Source organism: Brevundimonas sp. (assembly GCF_051860745.1).
Taxonomy (GTDB): Bacteria; Pseudomonadota; Alphaproteobacteria; order Caulobacterales; family Caulobacteraceae; genus Brevundimonas.
The window spans coordinates 54,167-75,994 of the sequence record NZ_JBHYDN010000010.1; the positions used below are offsets into that span (position 1 = coordinate 54,167).

Sequence of the window (21,828 nt, forward strand, 5' to 3'; positions counted from 1 at the left end):
CCTACTGGACCGGGAACGGGTCCGTCGGCGTGGGCCGGGTCGGGATCGGCATGCGCGGCAGGGGTTCGTCGCTGTTGGCGGCGTTCAGCAGGAAGCTGGCCAGGATGATCGCCGCCTGACGCAGGTCTTCGGCGCGCAGGTGATCATAGCTGTCGATCGAGGTGTGGTGCAGGCGCGCGCTGTAGTCGAGCGGGTCCTGGATGAACTGGAAGCCCGGAACGCCGACGGTCTGCAGATAGACGTGATCGGTCCCGCCGGCGTTCCGCATGGACACCGTCGTGGCCCCCATGGCGTTGAACGGCTCCAGCCAGTCCTGGAAGATCGGGGCGGCGGCCACATTGCCCTCGGCGTTGATGCCCCGGATCTTGCCCGAGCCGTTGTCGAGATTGAAATAGGCGACCAGATCGCCGTAGCCCTCGCGCGGCTGGATCGGCCAGCGCTGACGCCAGGTGCGGCCGTTCGGCAGGGCGTCCAGCTGGGTGTCGCCCAGCGGGGCGCGGGTCGCGAGGTAACGATCGACATAGGCCAGCGAACCCCACAGGCCCTGCTCCTCGCCGTTCCACAGGGCGAAGCGGATCGTGCGCTTGGGACGCACGCCCAGGGCCTTCAGGATGCGCGCGGCTTCCATGATCACGGCCGAGCCGGCGGCGTTGTCCACCGCGCCGTCCGAGGCCACCCAGCTGTCGAGGTGGGCGCCCGCCATCACATACTCGCCCGAACGATCCGTGCCCGGGATGTCGGCCAGAATGTTGTAAGCGTTGACGTCCTCCTCGTGAAACCGGACCTCACTCATCAGTTCGAGCGTCGGCTTGGCGTCTTCGGTCAGGGCCAGGCGAGCCAGACGGCGATAGTCCTCGGCCGCAAGCTCCATGCCGGGCGTGAGCCGCTGGTCGTCCATCCGGTAGCCCGAACCGGTGCCGTGCAGCAGGCCGCCGTCCCGCTGGGACATGCGGACCCAGGCGAGCGCGCCCTCTTCCTGCAGGAAGGCGTCCAGCTGGCGGGCGAAGTCAGGCCCACTGAGCGCGCTGGTCGACGGCTCGGCATGGTTGGGCATGTTGTAGGTGTTGGCGTTGCGCAGGTCCTCTTCGGTAAGGCGGCGGAACGCGGGCTGCGTCGGGTCGGTGACCGCGGTTGGGCGCGAGACCAGCACGATCTTGCCCGCCAGCTTGCCGCGCCATTTCGCGAAATCGCCGGCGTTCGCCATCGGAGCGACGATCACTTCGCCGCTGATCACGCCAGGAGTGGATGGCGTCCAGGCAATCGGAATGGCGCGAAGGTCGAGAGGACGCGGCGCCGTCATGCGCGCGCTCGACCGAATGATCGACCAGCCCCGGCCGAACTCGAAGGGATCAGCGCGGACGTTGGACAGGCCCCAGTTGCGGAACCGCTGGGCGGTCCAGTTTTCCGCCTGCCTCATCTGCGGGGAGTTGGTCATCCGGCCGCCGATCCGGTCGGTCAGCCAGGCGGCGGTCTGCATGACCTCGCTGTGGTTCAGCCCCTGATCGATGATGCCGTTGATCGCGACCCGATCCACCTCCTGGGCGGCAGCCGGAACGGAGGCGAGGATGGCGATGGCGGAAACGGCGACGAGCAGGCGCTTCATGAACAGACCCCTTGAATCGATCGACGCGCATTTGACCCGAGACGCCCGTATCCGCAATCACCCGGAACGAAAAAGGGGCCGACGATCGCTCGCCGGCCCCTGTCTTCGATCGTGGATCGCTCGGACCTACTGGCCGCCCGACATCTGGGCGACTTCGGTGGCGAAGTCCGGGCCTTCGACCTTTTCAACGCCTTCACCGAGGGCGAGGCGGACGAAGCCGGCGAGGTGCAGGCCGGGGTGACCCAGGTCCTTGCCCGCATCGGCGACCAGCTGTTCGATGGTCACGTCGGGGTTCATGACGAAGGGCTGTTTGATCAGCACGACGTCCTTCTGGAACTTGTTGATCTGGCCTTCCACGATCTTGGCGATCATGGCTTCCGGCTTGCCTTCTTCCTTGGCCTTCTCGGTCAGGACCTGACGTTCCTTCTCGATCGCGGCGGGGTCCAGATCGTCGGTGTTCAGCGACAGCGGAGCGGTCGCGGCCACGTGCATGGCGATCTTGCGGCCCAGTTCGCGCAGGGCGGTCTTGTCGCCGCCGCCGTGCAGGGCGACCAGCACGCCGATACGGCCGAGGCCCGGCGAAACGGCGTTGTGGACGTAGGAGGCGACGACGCCTTCATCGACCGACAGGCGGGCGGCGCGGCGCAGCTGCATGTTCTCACCAACGGTGGCGATCAGCTGGGTCACTTCGTCCTGGACCGTCTTGCCGGCTTCCAGCTCGGCGCCGTGCAAGCCCTCGAGCGTGGCGTGCTCCAGACCCAGCTGGGCGAATGACTTGGCGGCGTTCTGGAACAGGTCGTTGCGGGCGACGAAGTCGGTTTCGGCGTTGAACTCGATGGCGGCGCCGACTTCACCGGCTCCGACTTCCTTCGAGGCCACGGCGACCAGACCTTCGGCGGCGACGCGGTCAGCCTTCTTGGCGGCCTTGGACAGGCCCTTGGCGCGCAGCCAGTCGATCGCGGCGTTGATGTCGCCGTCGGTTTCCTGGAGCGCCTTCTTGCAGTCCATCATGCCGACGCCGGACTTGGCGCGCAGTTCCATCACGAGGGCGGCTGTGATCTCGGCCATGGGTATCTCCTTGGTATGCGTATGCGGGAACGGCCGGACCCGTTTTCAGGTCCGGCTCAATAGAGTTCCGCTCATCCCGGCGAACGCCGGGACCCAGGTCTGTCCAGCTTGACGCTGGCGTTTACGGACCGGTCGCCGCGACTTCGCGGCTTTCGGTGATCGCCCAAAGCACTGGGTCCCGGCTTTCGCCGGGATGAGCGGATGATTGAGACCTAGACCGCCGCCTTCTCGGTTTCGACGGCGTCGTTGGCTTCCGAGGTCGCGGCCTGGGCGGCTTCGTCGGCCACGGCGGGCTCTTCCGCGGTGACTTCAGCGGCCGGTTCGGCAGCGGCGATCATTTCCTCGGCGACGGCTTCAGCCTCGGCCGGGGCGACTTCGGCTTCAACCTTGGCCGCCTTGGGGGCCTTGGCTTCGCGCAGCATCGGCTCGTCCGGGTTCACCGCGGCGCCCAGGTCGACGCCGGCGGAGGCCTGACCAGCGGCCAGACCGTCGAGGACGGCGTCGGCGATCAGGTCGCAATAGGTCTGGATGGCGCGGGCGGCGTCGTCATTGCCCGGGATCGGATAGGTGATGCCGTCCGGATCCGAGTTGGTGTCGAGGATGGCGATGATCGGGATGTTCAGCTTGCGGGCCTCGAGGATCGCGATCGCTTCCTTGTTGGTGTCGATCACGAAGATAATGTCCGGGATCGATCCCATGTCCTTGATGCCGCCCAGCGACAGCTCCAGCTTTTCCTTCTCGCGCTGCAGGTTCAGCAGCTCCTTCTTGACCCGGCCTTCGCCGCCGGTTTCCAGCAGGCCTTCCAGCTCGCGCAGGCGGGCGATCGAGCCCGATACGGTGCGCCAGTTGGTCAGGGTGCCGCCGAGCCAGCGGTTGTTCATATAGTATTGGGCGCAGCGCTTGGCGGCCTCGGCCACCGGATCCGACGCCTGACGCTTGGTGCCGACGAACAGGACGCGACCGCCCTTGGCGGCGACGTCGCGCACGGCGACCAGCGCCTGGTGCAGCAGCGGGATCGACTGCGACAGGTCGATGATGTGGATGTTCGAGCGCGATCCGAAGATGTAACGCTCCATCTTCGGGTTCCACCGGTGCGTCTGGTGGCCGAAGTGCGCGCCGGCTTCGAGCAGCGAACGCATGGAGAATTCTGGCAGAGCCATGAGGGTAGTCCTTTATCCGATTGATCCGCCGCAGGCGCTGTAAAGACCGGTTGGCCCTCGGAACGGAGCAGACGGGATTTCTCCCCGTCAGCGCCACGCCTGCGTGTGAAGTGGGCGGGCTTCTAGGCGGGTTGGGCGCAAAAGGCAAGCGGCGTCAGCGGTCCTGGGTCCCGCGCGGCTTGGCCCGGCTGGTCGCCTCAGCCTTGGTTGGGTCTTCCGGCCAGGGATGCCGGGGGTAGCGGCCGCGCATCTCGCTGCGCACCGCGGCCCAGCTGCCGGCCCAGAAGCCGGGCAGGTCCTTCGTCACCTGCACCGGTCGCCGTGCAGGTGACAACAGCGCCAGGGTTAGTGGAACCCGTCCGCCCCCCACGGTCGGATGGCGGGTCGCGCCAAACAGCTCCTGCACCCGGATATCCACCCGCGGCCCGCCCTCCGCCGCATAGTCGATGGCCGCCGACCCCAGCGGCGTCGCCAGCCGCGCCGGGGCCAGATCATCGAGCGCCCGCTGCCGGTCCCACGGGACGAGGGTGCGAAGGCCTGCCTCCAACGCCGCATCCTCGATCTTCTCCAGCCCCTGCACCGTCTCCAGCAGCGGCCACAGCCAGGTCTCCCGCGCCGCCGTCAGCCCCGCGTCCGACACGTCCGGCCAGCCCGCTTCCAGTCCGGCGACGAACGCCAGCCGCGCCCGCAGTCCCGACGACCGCTCGCTCCAGCGCAGTCCCGCCAGCCCGTCCCGCTCGACCTCGGCCCGCAGCGCGGCTGTGATCGCCGCCCGGTCCGGCGCGCCGACGATCTTCTCGTCGACCACGATCGCCCCGATGCGGCGGAGGCGGCGCAGAGTCATCCGCCCCGACGGCTCGCGCGCCAGCCGGTCCTCGATCTCGATCCGGTTTTCCAGCGCCATCGGGTCGACCGGGACCGCCAGCCGGATGCGGTCCCGGGCATCCCCGCCGCCCAGCTCCGCCACCGCCAGCCAGGGCTCGCGCGCCAGGGCGTCGGTCGGATCGAGGAAGGCGCCCCGCCCCGACGCCAACAGCACCTCGCCCGGCTTGCCTCGCGCCTTCGCCACCCGTTCGGGAAAGGCCTCGGCCAGCAGGGCGCCGACGTCGGCTTCGCTCCCCACGCTGGAGTTCTGGCCACCGCCCGCCGCACGCGCCCAACGATCCGCCAGCTTGACCGCATCCCGCGCCCTCTGCGACCGGTCGCGGTCCAGCCCGCGCAACCGGTCTCTCAGATCGACGTCGTTGCCGCCCAGCCCCGGCTCGCTCAGCACTGCGGCGATCCGTGCGCCCAGCGTCGCATCGCCGGCGTCGCTGGCGGCGGCGACCATATGCGCCAGCCGCGGCGGCAACGGAATCCGCGTCATCCGCCGCCCGTGCGCCGTCAGCGCCCCGGCCTCGTCCAGCGCCCCCAGCCGCGCCAGCACCTTTCGCGCCTCCCCGAATGCGCCCGCGGGCGGCTGGTCCAGCAATGCCAGCGCCTCTGTCGACCGTGCGCCCCAACGCGCCAGATCGAGCGCGAACCCCGTCAGATCCGCCTCCAGGATCTCCGGCCGCTGGTGCGGAACCAGCCCGCGCGTCGCCGCCTCGTCCCACAGGCGGTAGCAGACGCCCGGCCCAACCCGCCCCGCCCGGCCGCGCCTCTGCTCCGCCGACGACCGGCTGACCCTGACCGTCGCCAGCCGGGTCAGGCCGCTGGACGGCTCGAACCGCGGTACCCGCGACAGACCGCCGTCGATGACCACCCGGACCCCTTCGATGGTCAGACTGGTCTCGGCCACCGAGGTCGCCAGCACCACCTTGCGCCGCCCCGCCGCAGCCGGCTGGATGGCCCGGTCCTGCGTCTCCCGATCCAGCGCGCCATACAGCGGAACCACATCCACCGCCGGATCGCGCAATCGTTCGGCCAGCCGCTGCGCCGTGCGATGGATCTCCCCCTGCCCCGGCAGGAAGACCAGCATCGAACCGCCCTCCTCGCTCAAGGCCTGCACAACCGCCCGCGCCACGGCGTCCTCGATCCGCTCGACCGGATTGCGTCCCGAATAGCGGGTCTCGACCGGAAACATCCGGCCCTCGGCCTCGATCACCGGTGCGCCATCCAGCAACCGGGACACGCCGCCGATATCCAGCGTCGCCGACATGACCAGCAGCCGCAGGTCTTCGCGCAACAGGCCTTGGGTCTCCCGCGCCAGTGCCAGCCCCAGATCGGCGTCCAGCGACCGCTCGTGGAATTCGTCGAACAGCACCGCCCCGACGCCGTCCAGCCCCGGATCGTCCAGAATCATCCGTGTGAACACGCCCTCGGTGATCACCTCGATCCGGGTCCTCGGCCCGATCCGGCTCTGCAGCCGCGTGCGATAGCCGACCGTCTCTGCGGTCGCCTCGCCCAGCGTCGCCGCCATCCGCTCCGCCGCCGCCCGCGCCGCCAGCCTTCGCGGCTCCAGCACCAGAATCTTGCCGCCGCCCAGCCAGGCCTCGTCCAGCAGCGCCAGCGGCACGACGGTTGTCTTGCCGGCCCCCGGCGGCGCGGCGAGCACAGCGGCGTTGCCTGCCACGAGGGCGGCCTTCAGCGGCTCAAGAACGGCGTGGATCGGCAGCATCGTCCAAGGCTCTAGACGCCAGGAGCCCGTTCACGAAAGCGTCGCCGCGTCTTCACTGTTCGGAAACCGCGTTGCCAGCGGCCCCCCGCGCCGCTAGCGTCCGCGCCATTGAAGGCGGTCCGGGGAGGACTCGCCGTGTATCAGGGGGCGAGACTCGATGTCCGCAGAAGGCCTTAGGCCCAAGGGGAACCGCCTGTTCCTCAAGAAATCCGTAGCCCAGATCCAGAAGGAAGCGGCCAAGAGCGAGCTGAAACGCACGCTCGGCCCGATCAATCTGATGAGTCTCGGCATCGGCGCCATCATCGGCGCCGGCATCTTCGTCCTCACCGGCCAGGTCGCCGCGGCCAACGCGGGCCCGGCCATCATGCTGAGCTTCGTGGTCGCGGGCATCGCCTGCGGTCTCGCCGGCCTCTGCTACGCCGAACTGGCCTCGACCATGCCGGTATCCGGCTCGGCCTACACCTATGCCTATGGCACCCTGGGCGAGGTCTTCGCCTGGATCATGGGCTGGCTGCTGGTGCTCGAATACGGCGTCGCCGCCTCGACCGTCGCGGTCGGCTGGTCCGGCTATGTCGTCTCCATCCTGCGCGATTTCGGTATGGCCGACAGCCTCTTCCCGATGATCCAGTACGCCGGCGGCGAGGGTCCTTCCTGGGCCACGCCCTTGATCCAGTCGGTGATGTCCGAAGCAGGCGCCGCCAGCTTCCCGCTCACAGGCACGTTCAACCTCGTCGCCGCCATCGGCATCGCCGCGGTCTGCAGCCTGCTGGTTCTGGGCGTCAGCGAGTCGGCCTCGATCAACAACATCATCGTGATGATCAAGATCGTCGTCCTGCTGACCTTCATCGCGGTCGGGATCCAGTACATAAACCCGGCCAACTGGACGCCCTTCATCCCCGAGAACACAACCGGCCGCTTCGGCGAGTACGGGGCGACCGGCATCCTGCGCGGCGCCTCGATCATCTTCTTCGCCTACGTCGGTTTCGAAGCGGTCTCGACCGCGGCGGCCGAAGCCAAGAACCCGTCCAAGGACGTCCCCGTTGGCATCCTCGGCGCCCTGATCGTCTGCACCCTCATCTATATGGCTGTCGCGGCGGTCATGACGGGCGTGGTGCCCTATCTCGAGCTGGCCAGCCCCGCGCCGGTGGCCGTCGCCATCGACCGCATGGGTCTGGAATGGGCCGACACGCCGTTCCTGACGCCGGACGGCAGCCCGCTGAACCTGATCAGCTTCCTGATCAAGATCGGCGCAATTACCGGCCTGACCTCGGTCATGCTGGTGCTGTGCTACGGCCAGACACGCATCTTCTACACCATGGCCCGTGACGGCTTGCTGCCGCGCGCCTTCGCGATCATCCATCCGAAGTTCCGCACACCCTGGATCGGCACCATCCTGCTGGGCATCCTGATCGCCATCGCGGCGTCCTTCCTGCCCATCTCGATGCTCGGCGATCTGGTGTCCCTGGGCACCGCCGTCGCCTTCTCGATCGTCTGCCTGAGCGTTATCTTCCTGCGCATCAAGCATCCGGAGATGGAGCGTCCGTTCCGGGTTCCCGGCGGCATCGCCACGGCCGTTGCAGGCATCATCGCCTGTCTCGCCCTGGCCAGCTTCAACTTCTGGCCGATGATCCAGCACGCCATGGACGGCAACCCGCTGCCGCTCACCATCCTCGGCTCCTATGCCGCGGTCGGGGCCGTGATCTACATCATCTACGGCTTCTGGAACTCCAAGCTCGCCAAGGGCATCGACATCACCGAAGAGACCACGATGTCGTCCCCGGCCGAGGCCATGGGCTCCGGCGTGGACAATCAGAAGGACTGATCTCCGGATTAGTCCCACAAGACGAAGGCCCGGGAGCGATCCCGGGTCTTTTTCGTTGCCGTAGGGTCGTGGCTCACCTAGACGCTGCACCGGACCTGGCGGATGTGGCGGAACTGGTAGACGCACCAGATTTAGGTTCTGGCGCCGCGAGGCGTGGAGGTTCGAGTCCTCTCATCCGCACCATTTGTTGGGGCCTAGGCTTGCGACGCGGTCGCTCGCGACTTGAGGCCCGGTGGCTCGCCCGATTGGCGGGCTTTTTTGATGACTCCAAAGTTCTTGCTTTGTTCTCTTTTCCCGCTACGGTCGCTGAATGGCTCAAGCGGCGAAGGGACGGGGTGCGCGGTCGAATGCGACCGGGCGGTTCGAACCGGAGACGGTCGAGGCCTTCGATGACGGCTGGACTGGCGACGATGTCGAGGCCGCGCCCCTGCGCACGACCCTGACGCCGGAGCACGCCCGGACTATCATCGCGAAGAACACCAGTCCGGACATCGGTTTCGACCGGTCCATCAACCCCTACAAGGGCTGCGAACATGGCTGTATCTACTGCTACGCCCGTCCGTCCCATGCCTTCATGGGCCTATCCCCGGGCCTGGATTTCGAGAGCCGCCTCTTCTTCAAGCCCGAAGCCGCGCGTCTGCTGGAGCAGGAACTCTGCAAGCCCCGCTACGTCTGCAAACGCATCCACATAGGCGGCAACACCGACCCCTATCAGCCGGTCGAACGCGAGCTGGGGTCGACCCGCTCGATCCTCGAGGTGATGCAGCGGTTCCGGCACCCGTTCAGCATCATCACCAAATCGGTGTTGATCGGGCGCGATGCGGACATCCTGGGGCCGATGGGCAAGGCCGGGCTGGCCTCGGCCTGTGTGTCCATCACCACCCTCGACCGCGGTCTGGCCCGCGCCATGGAGCCGCGCGCCTCGACGCCGGCGAAGCGGCTGGAAGCCATTTCGCGACTGGCCGACGCCGGCTGTCCGGTCGCGGTCGGATTCGCCCCCGTCATTCCCGGCCTCAACGACCACGAACTGGAATCGGTACTCGAGGCGGCGTCGAAGGCGGGCGCGACCGCCGCCTTCTATGTCACCCTGCGCCTGCCGCTCGAGATCAAGGACCTGTTCCGCGAATGGCTGGCCGACGCCCGCCCGGATCGCGCCGCCCGCGTCATGTCCCTGATCCGCCAGACCCGCGGGGGCCGCGACTACGACCCGAACTGGTCCCAGCGGATGAAGGGAACTGGACCCGTGGCCGATCTGATCGCCGCCCGGTTCAAGGCCGCGATCAAACGCTACGGTCTTGACCGGCCCCGCGTTCCGCTGGACGAGACGCAGTTCCGCGTGCCCGCGGACGCCCGACCGCAGCTGGAGCTGTTCGGTTAGTCGTCCGCTGCCGCCGGATCGATCGCGTTCGTGACCAGTTCCCGCCAGGTCGGATCGGTGGCGTCGACCAGATCGACGTCCTCCATCAGCGCCACCGCCCCGCCGCCGTCGGGCAGGATCAGACCAAGGACCTCCATCTCCTCGCCGTCCGGTCCCAGATGGGTCTCGGCCTGCACCGCCACCGCCGCCTGTTCGCCGTCTTCATCCCACCAGATCACCGGCTGCGGCAGGTCCATGGCGATGGGGCGCGGGTCGTCGGTCTCGCCCAGGGCGAAGACCGCCCGGCGCGCCTGCACGTCGTCCAAAGTCGCCACGGCGCCGACGAAGGGCTTCAACCGGATCCAGTCCTCGGCGTCAAAGCCGCCGCCGTCCTCATCGGGCAGGTTGTCGTTCATCGTCATCGCCGGAACACCCCCACCAGCTCCACATGCGCCGACCACAGGAACTGGTCCACGGGCGTGACCCGCTCCAGCCGGAAGCCGGCGTCGGTCAATACACGGGCGTCGCGGGCGAAGGTCACCGGATTGCACGACACCCCGACCACGACCGCCGCCTTTGTCCCGGGCAGTTGCCGCGTCTGCTCCAGCGCTCCCGCGCGCGGGGGGTCCAGCACCACGGCGTCGCAGCCGCGCAAATCATAGGGAGCCAACGGCCGGCGGAACAGGTCGCGCGCCTCCGCCGTGATCGGCTTCATGCCGGGTCCCGAGCCGATGCCCGCCTTCAGCGCTGCGATGCCCGCCGCCGATCCGTCCGCCGCCAGCACAGGCGCGACCGTCGCCAGCGGGAAGGTGAAGGTGCCCGCGCCACAAAACAGGTCGGCGATCTTCCTGGCGCCGCGCACCGCCTCGACCGCGCGGGCGACCATCGCCGCCTCCGCTTCGGGCACGGCCTGCAGAAAGCTTCCGGGCGGCAGGGGCACGGTCGCCGGGCCGAAGGCCACCCTTGGCTGTCGCTCCATCATCAGCGTCTCGCCCGCCAGAGTCAGCCGGGCGAGCCCCGCCGCGGCCGCCGCCTCGATGGCGCGCATCCGGGCGTCGGCCGACAGGCCGCCCGAGCGCCTCTCCACTCCCGTCACATCGACATCCAGCCCGGTCAGGGTCGCCGTCACATGCAAGGTCGGGGCCGATTTCGGATGCTCGAGAAAGGCCTCCGCCACCCGCGCCAGCGCCGGAAAGGCCGCGACCAGCCGCGGGTCGGCCACCGGACAGACAGTCACCTCGACCAGTCGCCAGCTCTTGCGGGCCTTGAACCCCAGCACGACCCGCCCGTCCTCGCCGCGCCGCGCATGCAGGGCCAGCCGCCGCCGCGTCCCCGGCGGCGCCGCCACCGTCGCCTCGATCTCGGTCTCGATCCGCTCCCGCGCCAGGGCGTGCCGCACCTGTTCCCGCTTCCAGTCCAGATAGGGTCCGGCGGCCCAGTGTTGCAGCGAGCATCCGCCGCAGTCGCCATAGTGGGGCGAAACCGGCGCGATCCGCTCGGCGCTCGCCTTCAGGATCTCGGCGCGCTCCAGCCGTCCGTCACGCACCTCGCCCCGGACCGTCTCGCCCGGCAGGGTCAGGGGCGCGAACACGGGTCCGGCCGGCGTCTCGGCGATTCCGTCGCCCTGCCCGCCCATGCGGCTGATGGTCAGCGTCTCCGTCATCGGCCGCTTCTAGAGGCTCCCGCCTTCCGGCGAAACCTGAACGAAGATGAACGGCCCGATCAATGCCCGTTCAGTTTCGCTGGCCTATTCCTCGTCGCCACAGACACAGGCGTCGACATCCGGCGCCCGCCCTCCAGCCAGGATCAAGCCAATGTTCCCCCGTCTGCCCCTCAAGACCGCCTTAGGCGCGGCCGCCCTCGCCGCGGCCGGCCTGATGCTGACCCCGGCGGCCGCCTCGGCCCAGGCCTACAGCTACCAGGGCGCGGCGCAGCCCTATGGCAGCTACAGCAGCCAGCCGTACGGCTATCAGCAACAGTCCGGCTATGGTTACGGGCAACAGCCTGACTATCGCTACGACCGTTCCTACGGCCAGTCGTACGACCGCTCCGGCAATCAATATTGCCGTAGCGACCGCCGCAGTCGTCAGGGGACTGGCGCCGCCGTCGGCGCGACCTTCGGCGCCGTTTTGGGCTCGCAACTGGGCGCCCGTGGCCGCCGCACTGAAGGCAGCGTGCTCGGCGCCGTGATCGGCGGCGCCCTCGGCGCGGCCGTCGGCGGCGACTCGGCTCGCAACTGCAACAACGGCTCCAGCGGCCATGTGCAGTACGACGACCGCGGCTACGGCGACTCTCGCTACGAGGACCGCGGCTACAGCAGCCAGACCTACGGCCGGTACGACGACCGCTACGATGACCGCTACGACGACCGGGGCTACGGCGATGGCCGCGGCTACCAGTACCAGTCGAACGACGGCTACCAGTCCGACTGTCGCCCCGTCGCCGTCCAGAGCCGCGACAGATACGGCCGCACGGTCACCCGCTACCAGCAGACCTGCTGACAGAATTACGTCGCCGATTATTTTTCAGCCCCCCTGTCGATCGGCGGCGTGACGGAGACCCCCGGTGGAGCAATCCACCGGGGGTTTTTCCTTGGCCGGACCGGGGTCAGTGCGCCGCCGGCGCCTCGCGATGCTGTGTGCCGGGGCCCGCCTCGGTGAGGTGGGCGGCGTTCTCGGCGAAGTGGGTGAACTGCACATAGGCCGCAACGGCTCTGTCAGCTCAAATGCACCGCTCGGTAAGGCGTAGCGTTTAGTCGGGCAGAATGGCCCGTCCGAAAAAGACCCACGACCCGTTCCGCTGGTTCGACTCGTCGCCGAAAGTGATCCGCACGGTTGTCATGATGTACGTGAAATTCCCGCTGTCGCTGCGGAACGTGGAGGACCTGCTGGCCGAGCGCGGCATCGACATCTGCCACGAGACGGTCCGGCTTTGGTGGAACCGGTTCGGCCCGATGTTCGCCGCGGAGATCCGCAGGAAGCGCGTTCAGAAGATGCGTGCGTACACCCACTGGCGGTGGCACCTCGACGAGGTCTACGTGAAGATCAACGGCCAGATGCACTACCTCTGGCGGGCCGTCGACCACGAGGGTGAGGTGCTGGAATCCTTTGCCAGCAAGACCAGAGATAAGCCGGCGGCGCTGAAGTTCATGAAGAAGCTGATGAAGCGGCATGGCCGTGCGAAGGCCATCACCACCGACGGGCTGCGCTCCTACAAGGCCGCGATGAAGGAGCTCGGCAACGCTGAAAAGCAGGAGGTTGGCAGGTGGGCCAACAACCGCGCTGAGAACTCACACCTGCCCTTCCGACGACGAGAACGGGCCATGCTCCGCTTCCGCCAGATGAAGACGCTGCAGAAGTTCAGCTCCGTCCACGCCGCCTTCCACAACCACTTCAACCAGGACCGCCACCTCATCAGCAGAGAGACATACAAGGCCCAACGCTCAGCCGCCCTGGCTGAGTGGAAGACGCTCGCCGGATAGGCGCTGCGCCCCCTGCCCTACCTGCGCCCGGTGGAGACAAGTTGTCGTTGGACTGACAGCACCGCGAAATGCACTACCTCTGGCGGGCCGTGGATCACGAGGGCGAGGTGCTGGAATCCTTTGCCGGCAAGACCAGGGACAAGCCGGCCGCTCTGAAGTTCATGAAGAAACTCATGAAGCGGCACGGCCGCGCCAAGGCCATCACCACTGATGGTCTGCGCTCCTACAAGGCCGCCATGAAAGAGCTCGGCAACGCGGAGAAGCAGGAGGTTGGCAGGTGGGCCAACAACAGGGTGGAGAACTCACATCTGCCCTTCCGACGACGAGAAAGGGCCATGCTCCGCTTCCGGCAGATGAGACGCTGCAGAAGTTCAGCTCCGTCCATGCCGCCTTCCACAACCACTTCAATCAGGACCGCCACCTCATCAGCAGGGAGACATACAAAGCCCAACGCTCAGCCGCCCTGGCTGAGTGGAAGACGCTCGCCGGATAGGCCCTGCGTCCCCTGCCCCAGCTGCGGTTAGTGGAGACAAGTTGTCGTTGGACTGACAGCACCCACGGCGGTTCAAGCGCGAGCCGGGCGAATGCGTCGATATGACCGGGCCGGTCTCACCCCTTCCGGCGCGCCCAGAGCAGAAACTCGACATTGCCTTCGGCGCCGGTGATCGGGCTTTCAGTCGTCGCCTGCACCGCCCAACCCTCGGCTTCCAGCCAGTCGGACGCCGAGGTCAGCGCCGCCTGTTGCGCGGCGGCGTCCCTGACCACGCCCTTCTTCGTCCCGCCGGGCCCCGCCGCCTCGAACTGCGGCTTGACCAGGGTGACCAGATCCCCGTTCGGCGCAGCCAGCGACAGGGCCACAGGCAGCACCTTGGCCAGGCCGATGAAGCTGGCGTCGCAGACGATCAGCTGCGGCGCCTCCGGGATCAGCGCCGGCGTCAGATCACGCGCGTCGGTCTGCTCCAGATTGATCACACGCGGATCCGCCGCCACGCGGGCGTGCAACTGGCCCGAGCCGACATCCACCGCAAACACCCGCGCCGCGCCGCGTGACAGACAGACCTCGGTGAAACCGCCCGTCGAGGCGCCGACATCGAGCACGACACGTCCCTCGACCGCGACCGGCCACAGCGTCAGGGCGTGATCCAGCTTCAACGCCCCACGTCCGACCCAGCGATGGGCGTCGGCATAGATCACGACCGCATCTCCGGCCACGGCCTGCGACGCCGCCTTCGCGGGCGCGCCGTTCACCGTCACGCCGCCCGCCTCGATCGCCGCCTTCGCCCGCGCCCGGCTTTCGGCCAGTCCGCGCGCGACCAGCAGCTGGTCCAATCGTGTTTTCATTTCCGCTCATCCCGGCGAATGCCGGGACCCAGATGCCGAGACTTGGTGATCAGAGATTGACGCAGGTCCCGTCGCGCAGGCGTATCCGCTCGTTGATCCGGGTCCCGGCATTCGCCGGGATGAGCGGTGGTGGAAATCACCCCACCGCGTCCAGCCGCGCCAGCGCCGCCTGCAGCCTGGCCTTGCCGGCCTCGGCCTCGGCCAGCTTCTCGCGCTGTTCGCCGACCACCTCGGGAGCGGCGCGATCGACGAAGTTCGGATTGCCCAGCTTCTTGTTCACGTGGCCGATGTCGCTGTCGAAGACCGCGATCTCCCTGGTCAGGCGGGCGCGTTCAGCGGCCACGTCGATCAGTCCGGCGAGGTCCAGCGCCCCCGTCGTCGCCCCGACTACGAAGCGGACGGCCTTGCCCGGCAACTGACCGGCGTCGAGCGCGATCGACAGCTCGACCCTCGCCAGCGAGGCGATCAGGTCGCGGTTTCCACTGATCACGGCGAACTCGCCGGCGTCTCCCGCGTGGAGCATCAGCGGCGGACGCACGCCCGGCGCGAGGTTCACCTCAGCCCTCAGCTGACGGATCGTGGTGACGGTCTCGATCAGGAAGCCGATCTCGACTTCCGCGGCGGCGTCGATGAAGGCGTCCGGCAGGTCTGGCCACGCCGCCCCGATCAGGGTCGCCTCGCTCCGCGCCGCGCCTTCGCCGGCCAGCTTGTCCCACAGCTCCTCGGTGATGAAGGGCATGATCGGGTGCATCAGCTTCAGGGTCTGGTCGAGCGTCCAGGCGGTCATGGCCCGGGTCTCGGCCTTGGCGGCCTCATCGCCGCCCATGAACACCGGCTTGGCCAGCTCCAGATACCAGTCACAGAAGACGTTCCAGACGAAGCGGTAGAGAGCCGAGGCCGCGTCGTCGAAACGTCCGCCCTCGATGGCCCCGCTGACCGCGCGCTCGGCCCTGGTCAGCTCGCCGCGGATCCAGCGGTTGATGGTCTGGTCGACGGTCGCGGGATCAAAGCCCTCGACCCGCTTCGCTTCATTCATCTGCGAGAAGCGCGCCGCGTTCCACAGTTTGGTGCCGAAGTTACGATAACCTTCAATGCGTTGTCTCGACAACTTGATGTCACGCGTGCCAGACAGAATGGCCATGGTGAAGCGCAGCGGGTCGGCTCCCAGTTCGTCGATGATGCCGAGGGGGTCGATGACGTTCCCCTTCGACTTGCTCATCTTCTGGCCCTTCTCGTCCCGGACCAGGCCGTTGATGATGACCCGCTTGAACGGAACTTCATCCATGAAGTGAAGTCCCATCATCATCATCCGGGCGACCCAGAAGAAGATGATGTCCGCGGCCGTCACCAGATCGCTGGTCGGATAGAAGCGTTTCAGGTCGGCAGTCTTCTCCGGCCAGCCCATGGTCGAGAACGGCCACAGGGCCGAGCTGAACCAGGTGTCCAGCACGTCCTCGTCCTGCGTCAGCGGCTTGCCACCGGCCTGCGCAATGGCTTCGGCCTCGCTCTCCGCGACGTAGATATTTCCGTCCGCGTCATACCAGGCCGGAATGCGGTGGCCCCACCAGAGCTGGCGCGAGATGCACCAGGGCTCGATGTTGCGCAGCCATTCGAAATAGATCTTCTCGTAGCTCTTCGGCTCGAAGACCGTATCCCCCTTCTCCACCGCCTTGATCGCCGGCTGGGCCATCGTATGGGCGTCGACGTACCACTGGTCCGTCAGCCACGGCTCGATCACTACGCCCGAGCGGTCGCCGTGCGGGATGACATGCCGGGTTTTCTCGATGTCCTTGAGCCAGCCCCCGGCCTCGGCGCGGGCGACGATGGCCTTGCGCACAGCGAAGCGGTCCATGCCTTCGTATTCGACGGGGACGTCGGGCGTCTCGGCGGCGGTGATTCGACCGAAGGCGTCCATGATGTTCAGCGCCGCCAGTCCGGCCCGCTTGCCGACCTGGAAGTCGTTGAAGTCGTGCGCTGGCGTGATCTTCACCGCGCCCGACCCCTTGGTCGGATCGGCGTAGTCGTCGGCCACGATCGGGATGCGGCGGCCGACGATCGGAAGGGTCACGAACTTGCCGACCAACCCCGCATAGCGCGCGTCGTCCGAATGCACCGCCACGCCGGTATCGCCCAGCATGGTCTCGGGCCGCGTCGTGGCCACGACGATGTAGTCGCGGGTCTCGTATTCCGTCGGCTGTCCGTCGCCGTCGTAGGCGACCGGGTGCTGATAGGTCACGCCGTCGGCCAGCGGATAGGCGAAATGCCAGTACGACCCGTCCATCTCCCTCTGCTCGACCTCGAGGTCCGAGATCGCGGTCTGGAAATGTGGGTCCCAGTTGACCAGCCGCTTGTCGCGATAGATCAGCCCGTCCTTGTGCAGCTGGACGAAGACCTTGCGCACGGCCGCGTTCAGCCCCTCGTCCAGGGTGAAGCGCTCGCGGCTCCAGTCGCAGGACGCGCCCAGCCGGCGCAGTTGCTGGACGATGGTCCCGCCCGACTCGGCCTTCCACTCCCAGACCTTGGCCACGAAGGCGTCGCGGCCCATGTCGCGGCGGCTGATGTTGCCGGCGGCGGCCAGTTGGCGCTCGACCACCATCTGGGTGGCGATGCCGGCGTGGTCCGTGCCGGGCAGCCACAACACGGCCTTGCCGCGCATCCGATGATAGCGGGCGAGGATGTCCTGCAGGGTGTTGTTCAGTGCATGACCGATGTGCAGCGAGCCGGTTACGTTCGGCGGCGGGATGACGATCGAATAGGCGTCCGCGGCGCCGTCAGTGGCGCGGGCGTCGCGCGGCGCGAACAGACCGCTGTCCTCCCACATCGCATAGAGGCGCGGTTCGGCGGCGGTCGGGTCGAAGGTCTTGTCGAGCATGGGGAAGGGTCTTCAGACAAAAGATAAGGGCGGCCCCGACTGGAGCCGCCCCGGAATGATCTAGCCTTGATCGGGTTGCGGGTGAAGTCAGCCGGCGTTGCGGGCGATGCGTTCGACTTCCTTGCGTACCTGGGCCTCGACGATGGCCGGCAGGTTGGCGTCCAGCCATTCCCGCAGCATCGGCCGCAGCAGGGCGCGGGCCAGTTCGTCGACGGTCGGGCCGGAGCCGGTCGAAGCTTCCATGGGTTCAGGCTTCCGGATGGTGGAGGCGAAACCGGCGAAGGCCGAGGCGGCGCTGGCCGCGGCGCTGTCGCCGACCAGGTTGTCATAGGCCGGAGCCGGGGCGGACGAGGGTTCGGGCGCATGGACCTCGATCGGCTCATCGACGAAGACCGACTCGGCGACCGACGCGCTCGGGAACGGCTCCGACTCCGAGATATCGAGGTCGCCGATGGTCTCGGCGGCCGGGGCCTCATAGGCGTCGGTCAGTTCCAGCACGTCCTCTTCGGAGGCATGCGGCTCTTCCATCGACGGGGTCTCGTCCATCAGGGCGGACGAGACGACCGGTTCGGGCTCAGGCTCCGGCGCGGCTTCCTGTGCGGGCGCAGCCTCGGCCGATGCAGCGGCGGCCGGCGCGGTCTCAGCCGGAGCGTCGTCTTCGGAAATGATCCGGCGGATCGACGCCAGGATTTCCTCCATCGTCGGTTCCTGGGCGGTCTGGTCGGTCATGTCGAAACCCCGGGGCGCGCGGCGAACGCACGATCAAGTCCAATTGCGGCAAGGAAGAGGAGACCCCTCCCACACCATGTCGTCGCATCTCAGCCCGCTGGAATCAACGGGCGTTTTTCGCGTCACAGGTTAACCGACCCGCCCTGCAGTCGCGCGACAGGCGACCTGAGGACCATCAGTCGCGGGGAGCCGTCTGGACGACCTCGGATTTCAGCTGGGCGTCGATCGGCGCGTCCCCGGCGTCATTGGCGGGCACGATGCCCGGTGAAGCGATGCGGTCGATAGCCTCCACGATCCCGTCCCACGGCAAGCCGCCGCGGTTGCGCACCCGGTTATAGTTGGCGACCGGATCATAGATGGTCATGGCGACGTCCAGATCCTGACCTTCCAGCCTGCCCATGGCGGCCAGCAGATTGGCCTGGGCGACGTATTCGTTGCGGCGGGCGCTGGCCAAGGTGACCTGGGCGTTGCGCAGCTCCAACTCCTGGTTCAGCACGTCCAGGGTCGTGCGCAGTCCGACCTGGGCCTCCTGCCTCACGCCTTCGGCCGCCACGGTCGCCGCGCGGACGGCTTCTTCGCCGGCCTGGAGCGTGGCGCGGGACGAGATCGCCTGGGCATAGGCCGAGCTGACCGCTTGCAGCGTGTTGCGGCGCTCACCCTCGACATTGATCTGGGCGATGTTGGCGCGCTCCAGCGCCTGGGCGACGCGGGAGCTGTTCAGTCCCCCGGTGAAGAGCGGCACCGAGATCGTGGCGCCGGCCTGGAAACGGGTGTCGTCGGCGATGTCGCCCAAGCGGTCCAGATCGTCGGTCGAGCCGCCGTAGGAGGCCGTCAGACGCGCGGACGGCATGTATTCCGCCTTGGCCGCCGCCACATTGGCCTCAGCCGCGCGCTGGCGGTAAGTGGCCGAGCGGATGGCCGGATTGTCAGCAAGGGCGACATCCAGGGCGTTGTCGAAGTCGGTCGGAATCCCCGGCAACACCGGCATCGGCTCGAGATCGGCCGGCGACTGGCCGACGACGGCGGCATAGGCCGCACGCGACACCGACAGCTGGGCCCGGGCGTTGGCCAGGTCGGCCTCATTCTGGGCCAGTCGGGATTCGGACTGGGCCACGTCCGTACGTGTGATCTCGCCGACCTCGAACCGGGCCGAGGCTTCTTCCAGCTGGCGTTGCAGCACGCTGAGATTGGACTGACGGATGGCCAGTATTTCACCGTCGCGGATGACATCGGCATAGGCCTGGATCACCGAGGTGAGAACGGTCTGTTCGATGTCGCGCAGATCCTCGCGTCCGGCGAGAATATTGGCTTCCGCCGCCGAGACGCCGTGACCGATGCGTCCGCCGGACCACAGGGTCTGGGACAGGCCGATGCTGACCCCGCCGCTGTCGCTCTCCACCACGCCGCCCGAGGTGAAAGGCGGTGTACCCGTGACGGGCGAGTCCGTGCGGCTATAGTTGGCGCTGACGCTGACATCCAACGACGGCCGCAGGCCGGCCCGCGCCTGGACAATGGACTCATCCAGCGCCCGCTGGTTGGCCCGCTGGGCCAGCAGCGAAGGATTGGTCTGATAGGCGAGGGCCAGTGCTTCCTTCAGCGTTTCAGCCCACGCCGGGGCGCTCATGCCGGTGATCACGGCGATGACGGCGACCGAGGCGAGCGCGCGCGTACGTTTCAGCATGTCTGTTCCTGCCTGGCGCGGGGAAGCGCGCCCTTCGTATCTCATAGGTCTGATGCGGGACGGTTTGCGCCCACGCCAGTTAAGTTTTTTTCACGCGCCCGCCGGGAAAGTCCGTCGAGGTCAGCGATCCTACAGTGCGAAGATAGGGATGAGCGAGAGTTCCGCCAGCATCGGCGGTGCGGCGTTGAACAGTTCGCGGCGGGACATCCCCTGCTCGCCCCGCACATACAGCACGGCCTTGCCCACCGGACCGGTCCGTTCGACGACCGCCATCCGCCCCCCGACGTTCAGCACCTTCAGCCAGGCCTCCGGCCTTCCAGGAACCGCGCCTTCGCAGACGATGACGTCATAGCCGCCATCCGCCGGCGCGTTGAGCGGCGCCGTCACCGTACGGACCCCCTCTTCCGCCAGCACCGCGCCGACAACCTCGAACACGGCGTCGTCCGATTCCTGGGCGGTCACCTGCAGGCCAAGCCGCGCCAGCACCGCGGCGGCATAGGGCGCCGCCAGGGCCAGTGCCGTCTCGCCCGGCCGCGCATCCAGGGCCATCAGCAGTTTCGACAGATCGCGCGCCAGCATCAGCCTGCGCCCGCCCGCAATCTCGGGCTCGATCTCGGCATAGGCGGAATACGCCCGTTCAGACGGCAGGAACCGCTCGCGCGGCACAGCCAGAAGGGCGGCCTGCAGGGCGCGGTCAGTCACATCGTTCACGCGGACCTGGCTGTCGACCATGACCTTGCGGGCGGCGGCGAAATCCATGGAGGAACGATCCTGCGGCTGGGGCGACCGGCGTGATGCCGGAAATCTGGCGCGCTTATAGGTCTGTGCGTTGCGGGGGACAATCCGATCTGATAGCGAACGCCCCTCGCGATGGCGTGGTCGTTTTCAACGGTCCAAGGGCCTGATGGCGGAGTGGTTACGCGCCGGATTGCAAATCCGTGTACCCGAGTTCGATTCTCGGTCAGGCCTCCATCGCGATTTCGATCTCCCCCGCTCCGATCACCGCTGACAAGCGTTGATTGCGGCAGTTGCGGCGCAATGCCCGTTTCGGTCAGCCTCCTTCCATGGTTAAGGTACGCCGGGAGCCGGGGGGCGATGCATGCCGAGCCGTACTGATCGACTGACCTACCGCGAGCGCGAATGCCTTCGCCTCGTCCACGCGCACATGAACTCCAAGCAGATCGCCCGGCGTCTTGGCATCAAGCCTTCGACGGTCGATCGCCACTGCGAAAACGCCGCGCGCAAGCTGAACGCCTCCGGGCGGGTCGACGCCGCCCTCCTCCTTCTGGCTGAACAGACCGTTCCGAATGACTCGGTATCCGAACCGGTCCCAATCGCCGCCGGCGCCGCCACGGCCTCTTCTGTCCCGGCGAAAGGGGACATCAATGCCCAATACCGAAGGACAGGTGCCGAGCATCAGCTGGGCGGAGCTTCAGACAGTGCTTCTCTCACTGGCCGATACGCCGGTGAAACAGATGATGGTGAATCATCTGGTCGGCGGAACGCGCAAGCAGGCGGCCTTCCTCGCTCCGGAAACCACCTTCAGGGAGATCCTGCACATCGGGGCAGCCCTGCTGGATTCCGGCTTCCAGCCTTCGGAATCGGACATGAGGTCCTCGGACGCGTCCTGTTTGTCTTCACCATTGCGGCCGTAGCCGCTCTGGTGCTGACGAGCGTCATTGGCGCGGAGCGGTTCGCCTTCGTTCTGCAAGGCATCCGGTACGGCGACTGATCCGCGTCGCTTCTTGAGAATAGGTGAGCGAATGAAACGCAGCGAACATGCGGCGACCGTTGTCGCGCGCCTGGCGACGGACCTGTTTCAGGCCGAAGCCAGCCAGGATGAAGCCGTCAACCAGCTCGGCCGACTGGCCCAGTCCCTGACCCGAAGCCGCCGCGAGTCCGGCCTTTCGGCCACCGTGGGCCAGGCGGCGTTCGACGCCCTGGCCGATGCGGTCACGGCGCAGATCGGAGCGCAGCGCGCGATGGTCGTGCTTCACGAAGCCTTGGCCGACGTGAAGCGGAACACCTCCTTCCGGGGGGTTCAGATGGGCGGTCTGGAGAAGGACGGCGAACCCTATCCTCGTCCCACGGGGCTTGCGCTCGTTTCCTGATTTG

Annotated in this window: 18 protein-coding genes and 2 tRNA genes; 9 read left to right on the plus strand and 11 right to left on the minus strand. The window is 67.6% G+C overall.

The annotated features are described in order from the left end of the window. Window position 1: 1 nt before the first annotated feature. The 4 genes from ACTIEW_RS11755 to hrpB form a co-directional block, all read right to left on the minus strand. A complete protein-coding gene (locus ACTIEW_RS11755) occupies window positions 2–1,603 on the minus strand; it encodes a M20/M25/M40 family metallo-hydrolase (RefSeq protein ID WP_439478092.1) in 1,602 nt (533 codons plus the stop codon). A 126-nt stretch (window positions 1,604–1,729) separates the two neighbouring features. Next, window positions 1,730–2,671 carry a translation elongation factor Ts gene (tsf, locus tag ACTIEW_RS11760; RefSeq protein ID WP_439478093.1) on the minus strand — a complete coding sequence of 314 codons (942 nt, stop codon included), beginning with the start codon at window positions 2,669–2,671 and terminating at the stop codon, window positions 1,730–1,732. Window positions 2,672–2,883: 212 nt separating this feature from the next. After that, complete coding sequence (gene rpsB, locus ACTIEW_RS11765) at window positions 2,884–3,831, minus strand: 30S ribosomal protein S2 (protein ID WP_439478094.1); 948 nt, start codon at window positions 3,829–3,831, stop codon at window positions 2,884–2,886. A 154-nt stretch (window positions 3,832–3,985) separates the two neighbouring features. Continuing rightward, on the minus strand, window positions 3,986–6,430 hold the full coding sequence (gene hrpB, locus ACTIEW_RS11770) for an ATP-dependent helicase HrpB (protein ID WP_439478095.1): 2,445 nt from the start codon (window positions 6,428–6,430) through the stop codon (window positions 3,986–3,988). Window positions 6,431–6,587: 157 nt separating this feature from the next. Between hrpB and ACTIEW_RS11775 the strand changes: the two genes are divergently transcribed. The 3 genes from ACTIEW_RS11775 (at window position 6,588) to ACTIEW_RS11785 (ending at window position 9,630) form a co-directional block, all read left to right on the plus strand. Beyond that, window positions 6,588–8,252 (plus strand): amino acid permease, encoded by a 1,665-nt coding sequence (locus ACTIEW_RS11775; RefSeq protein WP_439478096.1) that lies wholly within the window; start codon window positions 6,588–6,590, stop codon window positions 8,250–8,252. A gap of 98 nt (window positions 8,253–8,350) precedes the next feature. Further along, window positions 8,351–8,435: transfer RNA gene (locus ACTIEW_RS11780), tRNA-Leu, on the plus strand. Window positions 8,436–8,562: 127 nt separating this feature from the next. Continuing rightward, entirely contained in the window at window positions 8,563–9,630 is a 1,068-nt protein-coding gene (locus tag ACTIEW_RS11785; RefSeq protein WP_439478097.1) for a PA0069 family radical SAM protein, read from the plus strand. Here the strand turns inward: ACTIEW_RS11785 and ACTIEW_RS11790 are convergent. Next, window positions 9,627–10,025 carry a hypothetical protein gene (locus ACTIEW_RS11790; RefSeq protein ID WP_439478098.1) on the minus strand — a complete coding sequence of 133 codons (399 nt, stop codon included), beginning with the start codon at window positions 10,023–10,025 and terminating at the stop codon, window positions 9,627–9,629. The genes ACTIEW_RS11785 and ACTIEW_RS11790 overlap by 4 nt on opposite strands. A gap of 2 nt (window positions 10,026–10,027) precedes the next feature. Next, window positions 10,028–11,272, minus strand: a complete 1,245-nt coding sequence (locus ACTIEW_RS11795; protein ID WP_439478099.1) for a class I SAM-dependent RNA methyltransferase — start codon at window positions 11,270–11,272, stop codon at window positions 10,028–10,030. A 151-nt stretch (window positions 11,273–11,423) separates the two neighbouring features. Here ACTIEW_RS11795 and ACTIEW_RS11800 point away from each other — a divergent pair, with 151 nt between their 5' ends. From ACTIEW_RS11800 to ACTIEW_RS11810, 3 genes are all read left to right on the plus strand, one after another. Beyond that, a complete protein-coding gene (locus ACTIEW_RS11800; protein WP_439478100.1) occupies window positions 11,424–12,110 on the plus strand; it encodes a glycine zipper 2TM domain-containing protein in 687 nt (228 codons plus the stop codon). 263 nt (window positions 12,111–12,373) lie between these two features. Then, window positions 12,374–13,090, plus strand: coding sequence for an IS6 family transposase (locus ACTIEW_RS11805; RefSeq protein ID WP_439478101.1), 717 nt, complete (start codon window positions 12,374–12,376; stop codon window positions 13,088–13,090). Between the two features lie 68 nt (window positions 13,091–13,158). Then, the gene (locus ACTIEW_RS11810; RefSeq protein ID WP_439478102.1) at window positions 13,159–13,614 is read left to right on the plus strand and encodes a DDE-type integrase/transposase/recombinase; all 456 of its coding nucleotides are present in this window, start codon (window positions 13,159–13,161) and stop codon (window positions 13,612–13,614) included. An 85-nt stretch (window positions 13,615–13,699) separates the two neighbouring features. Here ACTIEW_RS11810 and ACTIEW_RS11815 read toward each other — a convergent pair whose 3' ends face one another. The 5 genes from ACTIEW_RS11815 to ACTIEW_RS11835 form a co-directional block, all read right to left on the minus strand. Further along, the gene (locus ACTIEW_RS11815; protein ID WP_439478103.1) at window positions 13,700–14,431 is read right to left on the minus strand and encodes a TlyA family RNA methyltransferase; all 732 of its coding nucleotides are present in this window, start codon (window positions 14,429–14,431) and stop codon (window positions 13,700–13,702) included. Window positions 14,432–14,567: 136 nt separating this feature from the next. Beyond that, window positions 14,568–17,303: a valine--tRNA ligase gene (locus tag ACTIEW_RS11820; RefSeq protein WP_439478104.1), complete on the minus strand. Its 2,736-nt coding sequence runs from the start codon at window positions 17,301–17,303 to the stop codon at window positions 14,568–14,570. A gap of 87 nt (window positions 17,304–17,390) precedes the next feature. Beyond that, window positions 17,391–18,032, minus strand: coding sequence for a DUF2497 domain-containing protein (locus ACTIEW_RS11825; RefSeq protein WP_439478105.1), 642 nt, complete (start codon window positions 18,030–18,032; stop codon window positions 17,391–17,393). A gap of 175 nt (window positions 18,033–18,207) precedes the next feature. Beyond that, window positions 18,208–19,713 carry a TolC family outer membrane protein gene (locus ACTIEW_RS11830; protein ID WP_439478106.1) on the minus strand — a complete coding sequence of 502 codons (1,506 nt, stop codon included), beginning with the start codon at window positions 19,711–19,713 and terminating at the stop codon, window positions 18,208–18,210. A 129-nt stretch (window positions 19,714–19,842) separates the two neighbouring features. Then, window positions 19,843–20,472 (minus strand): protein-L-isoaspartate O-methyltransferase family protein, encoded by a 630-nt coding sequence (locus ACTIEW_RS11835; RefSeq protein ID WP_439478107.1) that lies wholly within the window; start codon window positions 20,470–20,472, stop codon window positions 19,843–19,845. Window positions 20,473–20,611: 139 nt separating this feature from the next. Between ACTIEW_RS11835 and ACTIEW_RS11840 the strand changes: the two genes are divergently transcribed. The 3 genes from ACTIEW_RS11840 (at window position 20,612) to ACTIEW_RS11850 (ending at window position 21,824) form a co-directional block, all read left to right on the plus strand. Beyond that, window positions 20,612–20,685: transfer RNA gene (locus ACTIEW_RS11840), tRNA-Cys, on the plus strand. 127 nt (window positions 20,686–20,812) lie between these two features. Continuing rightward, window positions 20,813–21,445, plus strand: a complete 633-nt coding sequence (locus ACTIEW_RS11845; protein ID WP_439478108.1) for a LuxR C-terminal-related transcriptional regulator — start codon at window positions 20,813–20,815, stop codon at window positions 21,443–21,445. A 31-nt stretch (window positions 21,446–21,476) separates the two neighbouring features. Further along, window positions 21,477–21,824, plus strand: a complete 348-nt coding sequence (locus ACTIEW_RS11850) for a hypothetical protein (protein WP_439478109.1) — start codon at window positions 21,477–21,479, stop codon at window positions 21,822–21,824. Window positions 21,825–21,828 lie beyond the last annotated feature (4 nt).

Bases quoted from the DNA above. Each gene is read 5' to 3' on its own strand.
- ACTIEW_RS11845 (WP_439478108.1), top strand. From the start codon at position 20,813: ATGCCGAGCCGTACTGATCGACTGACCTACCGCGAGCGCGAATGCCTT.
- ACTIEW_RS11755 (WP_439478092.1), bottom strand. From the start codon at position 1,603: ATGAAGCGCCTGCTCGTCGCCGTTTCCGCCATCGCCATCCTCGCCTCC.
- ACTIEW_RS11820 (WP_439478104.1), bottom strand. From the start codon at position 17,303: ATGCTCGACAAGACCTTCGACCCGACCGCCGCCGAACCGCGCCTCTAT.
- ACTIEW_RS11785 (WP_439478097.1), top strand. From the start codon at position 8,563: ATGGCTCAAGCGGCGAAGGGACGGGGTGCGCGGTCGAATGCGACCGGG.
- ACTIEW_RS11775 (WP_439478096.1), top strand. From the start codon at position 6,588: ATGTCCGCAGAAGGCCTTAGGCCCAAGGGGAACCGCCTGTTCCTCAAG.
- tsf (WP_439478093.1), bottom strand. From the start codon at position 2,671: ATGGCCGAGATCACAGCCGCCCTCGTGATGGAACTGCGCGCCAAGTCC.
- ACTIEW_RS11805 (WP_439478101.1), top strand. From the start codon at position 12,374: ATGGCCCGTCCGAAAAAGACCCACGACCCGTTCCGCTGGTTCGACTCG.
- ACTIEW_RS11850 (WP_439478109.1), top strand. From the start codon at position 21,477: ATGAAACGCAGCGAACATGCGGCGACCGTTGTCGCGCGCCTGGCGACG.
- rpsB (WP_439478094.1), bottom strand. From the start codon at position 3,831: ATGGCTCTGCCAGAATTCTCCATGCGTTCGCTGCTCGAAGCCGGCGCG.
- ACTIEW_RS11790 (WP_439478098.1), bottom strand. From the start codon at position 10,025: ATGAACGACAACCTGCCCGATGAGGACGGCGGCGGCTTTGACGCCGAG.
- hrpB (WP_439478095.1), bottom strand. From the start codon at position 6,430: ATGCTGCCGATCCACGCCGTTCTTGAGCCGCTGAAGGCCGCCCTCGTG.
- ACTIEW_RS11810 (WP_439478102.1), top strand. From the start codon at position 13,159: ATGCACTACCTCTGGCGGGCCGTGGATCACGAGGGCGAGGTGCTGGAA.
- ACTIEW_RS11800 (WP_439478100.1), top strand. From the start codon at position 11,424: ATGTTCCCCCGTCTGCCCCTCAAGACCGCCTTAGGCGCGGCCGCCCTC.
- ACTIEW_RS11795 (WP_439478099.1), bottom strand. From the start codon at position 11,272: ATGACGGAGACGCTGACCATCAGCCGCATGGGCGGGCAGGGCGACGGA.
- ACTIEW_RS11815 (WP_439478103.1), bottom strand. From the start codon at position 14,431: ATGAAAACACGATTGGACCAGCTGCTGGTCGCGCGCGGACTGGCCGAA.
- ACTIEW_RS11830 (WP_439478106.1), bottom strand. From the start codon at position 19,713: ATGCTGAAACGTACGCGCGCGCTCGCCTCGGTCGCCGTCATCGCCGTG.
- ACTIEW_RS11835 (WP_439478107.1), bottom strand. From the start codon at position 20,472: ATGGATTTCGCCGCCGCCCGCAAGGTCATGGTCGACAGCCAGGTCCGC.
- ACTIEW_RS11825 (WP_439478105.1), bottom strand. From the start codon at position 18,032: ATGACCGACCAGACCGCCCAGGAACCGACGATGGAGGAAATCCTGGCG.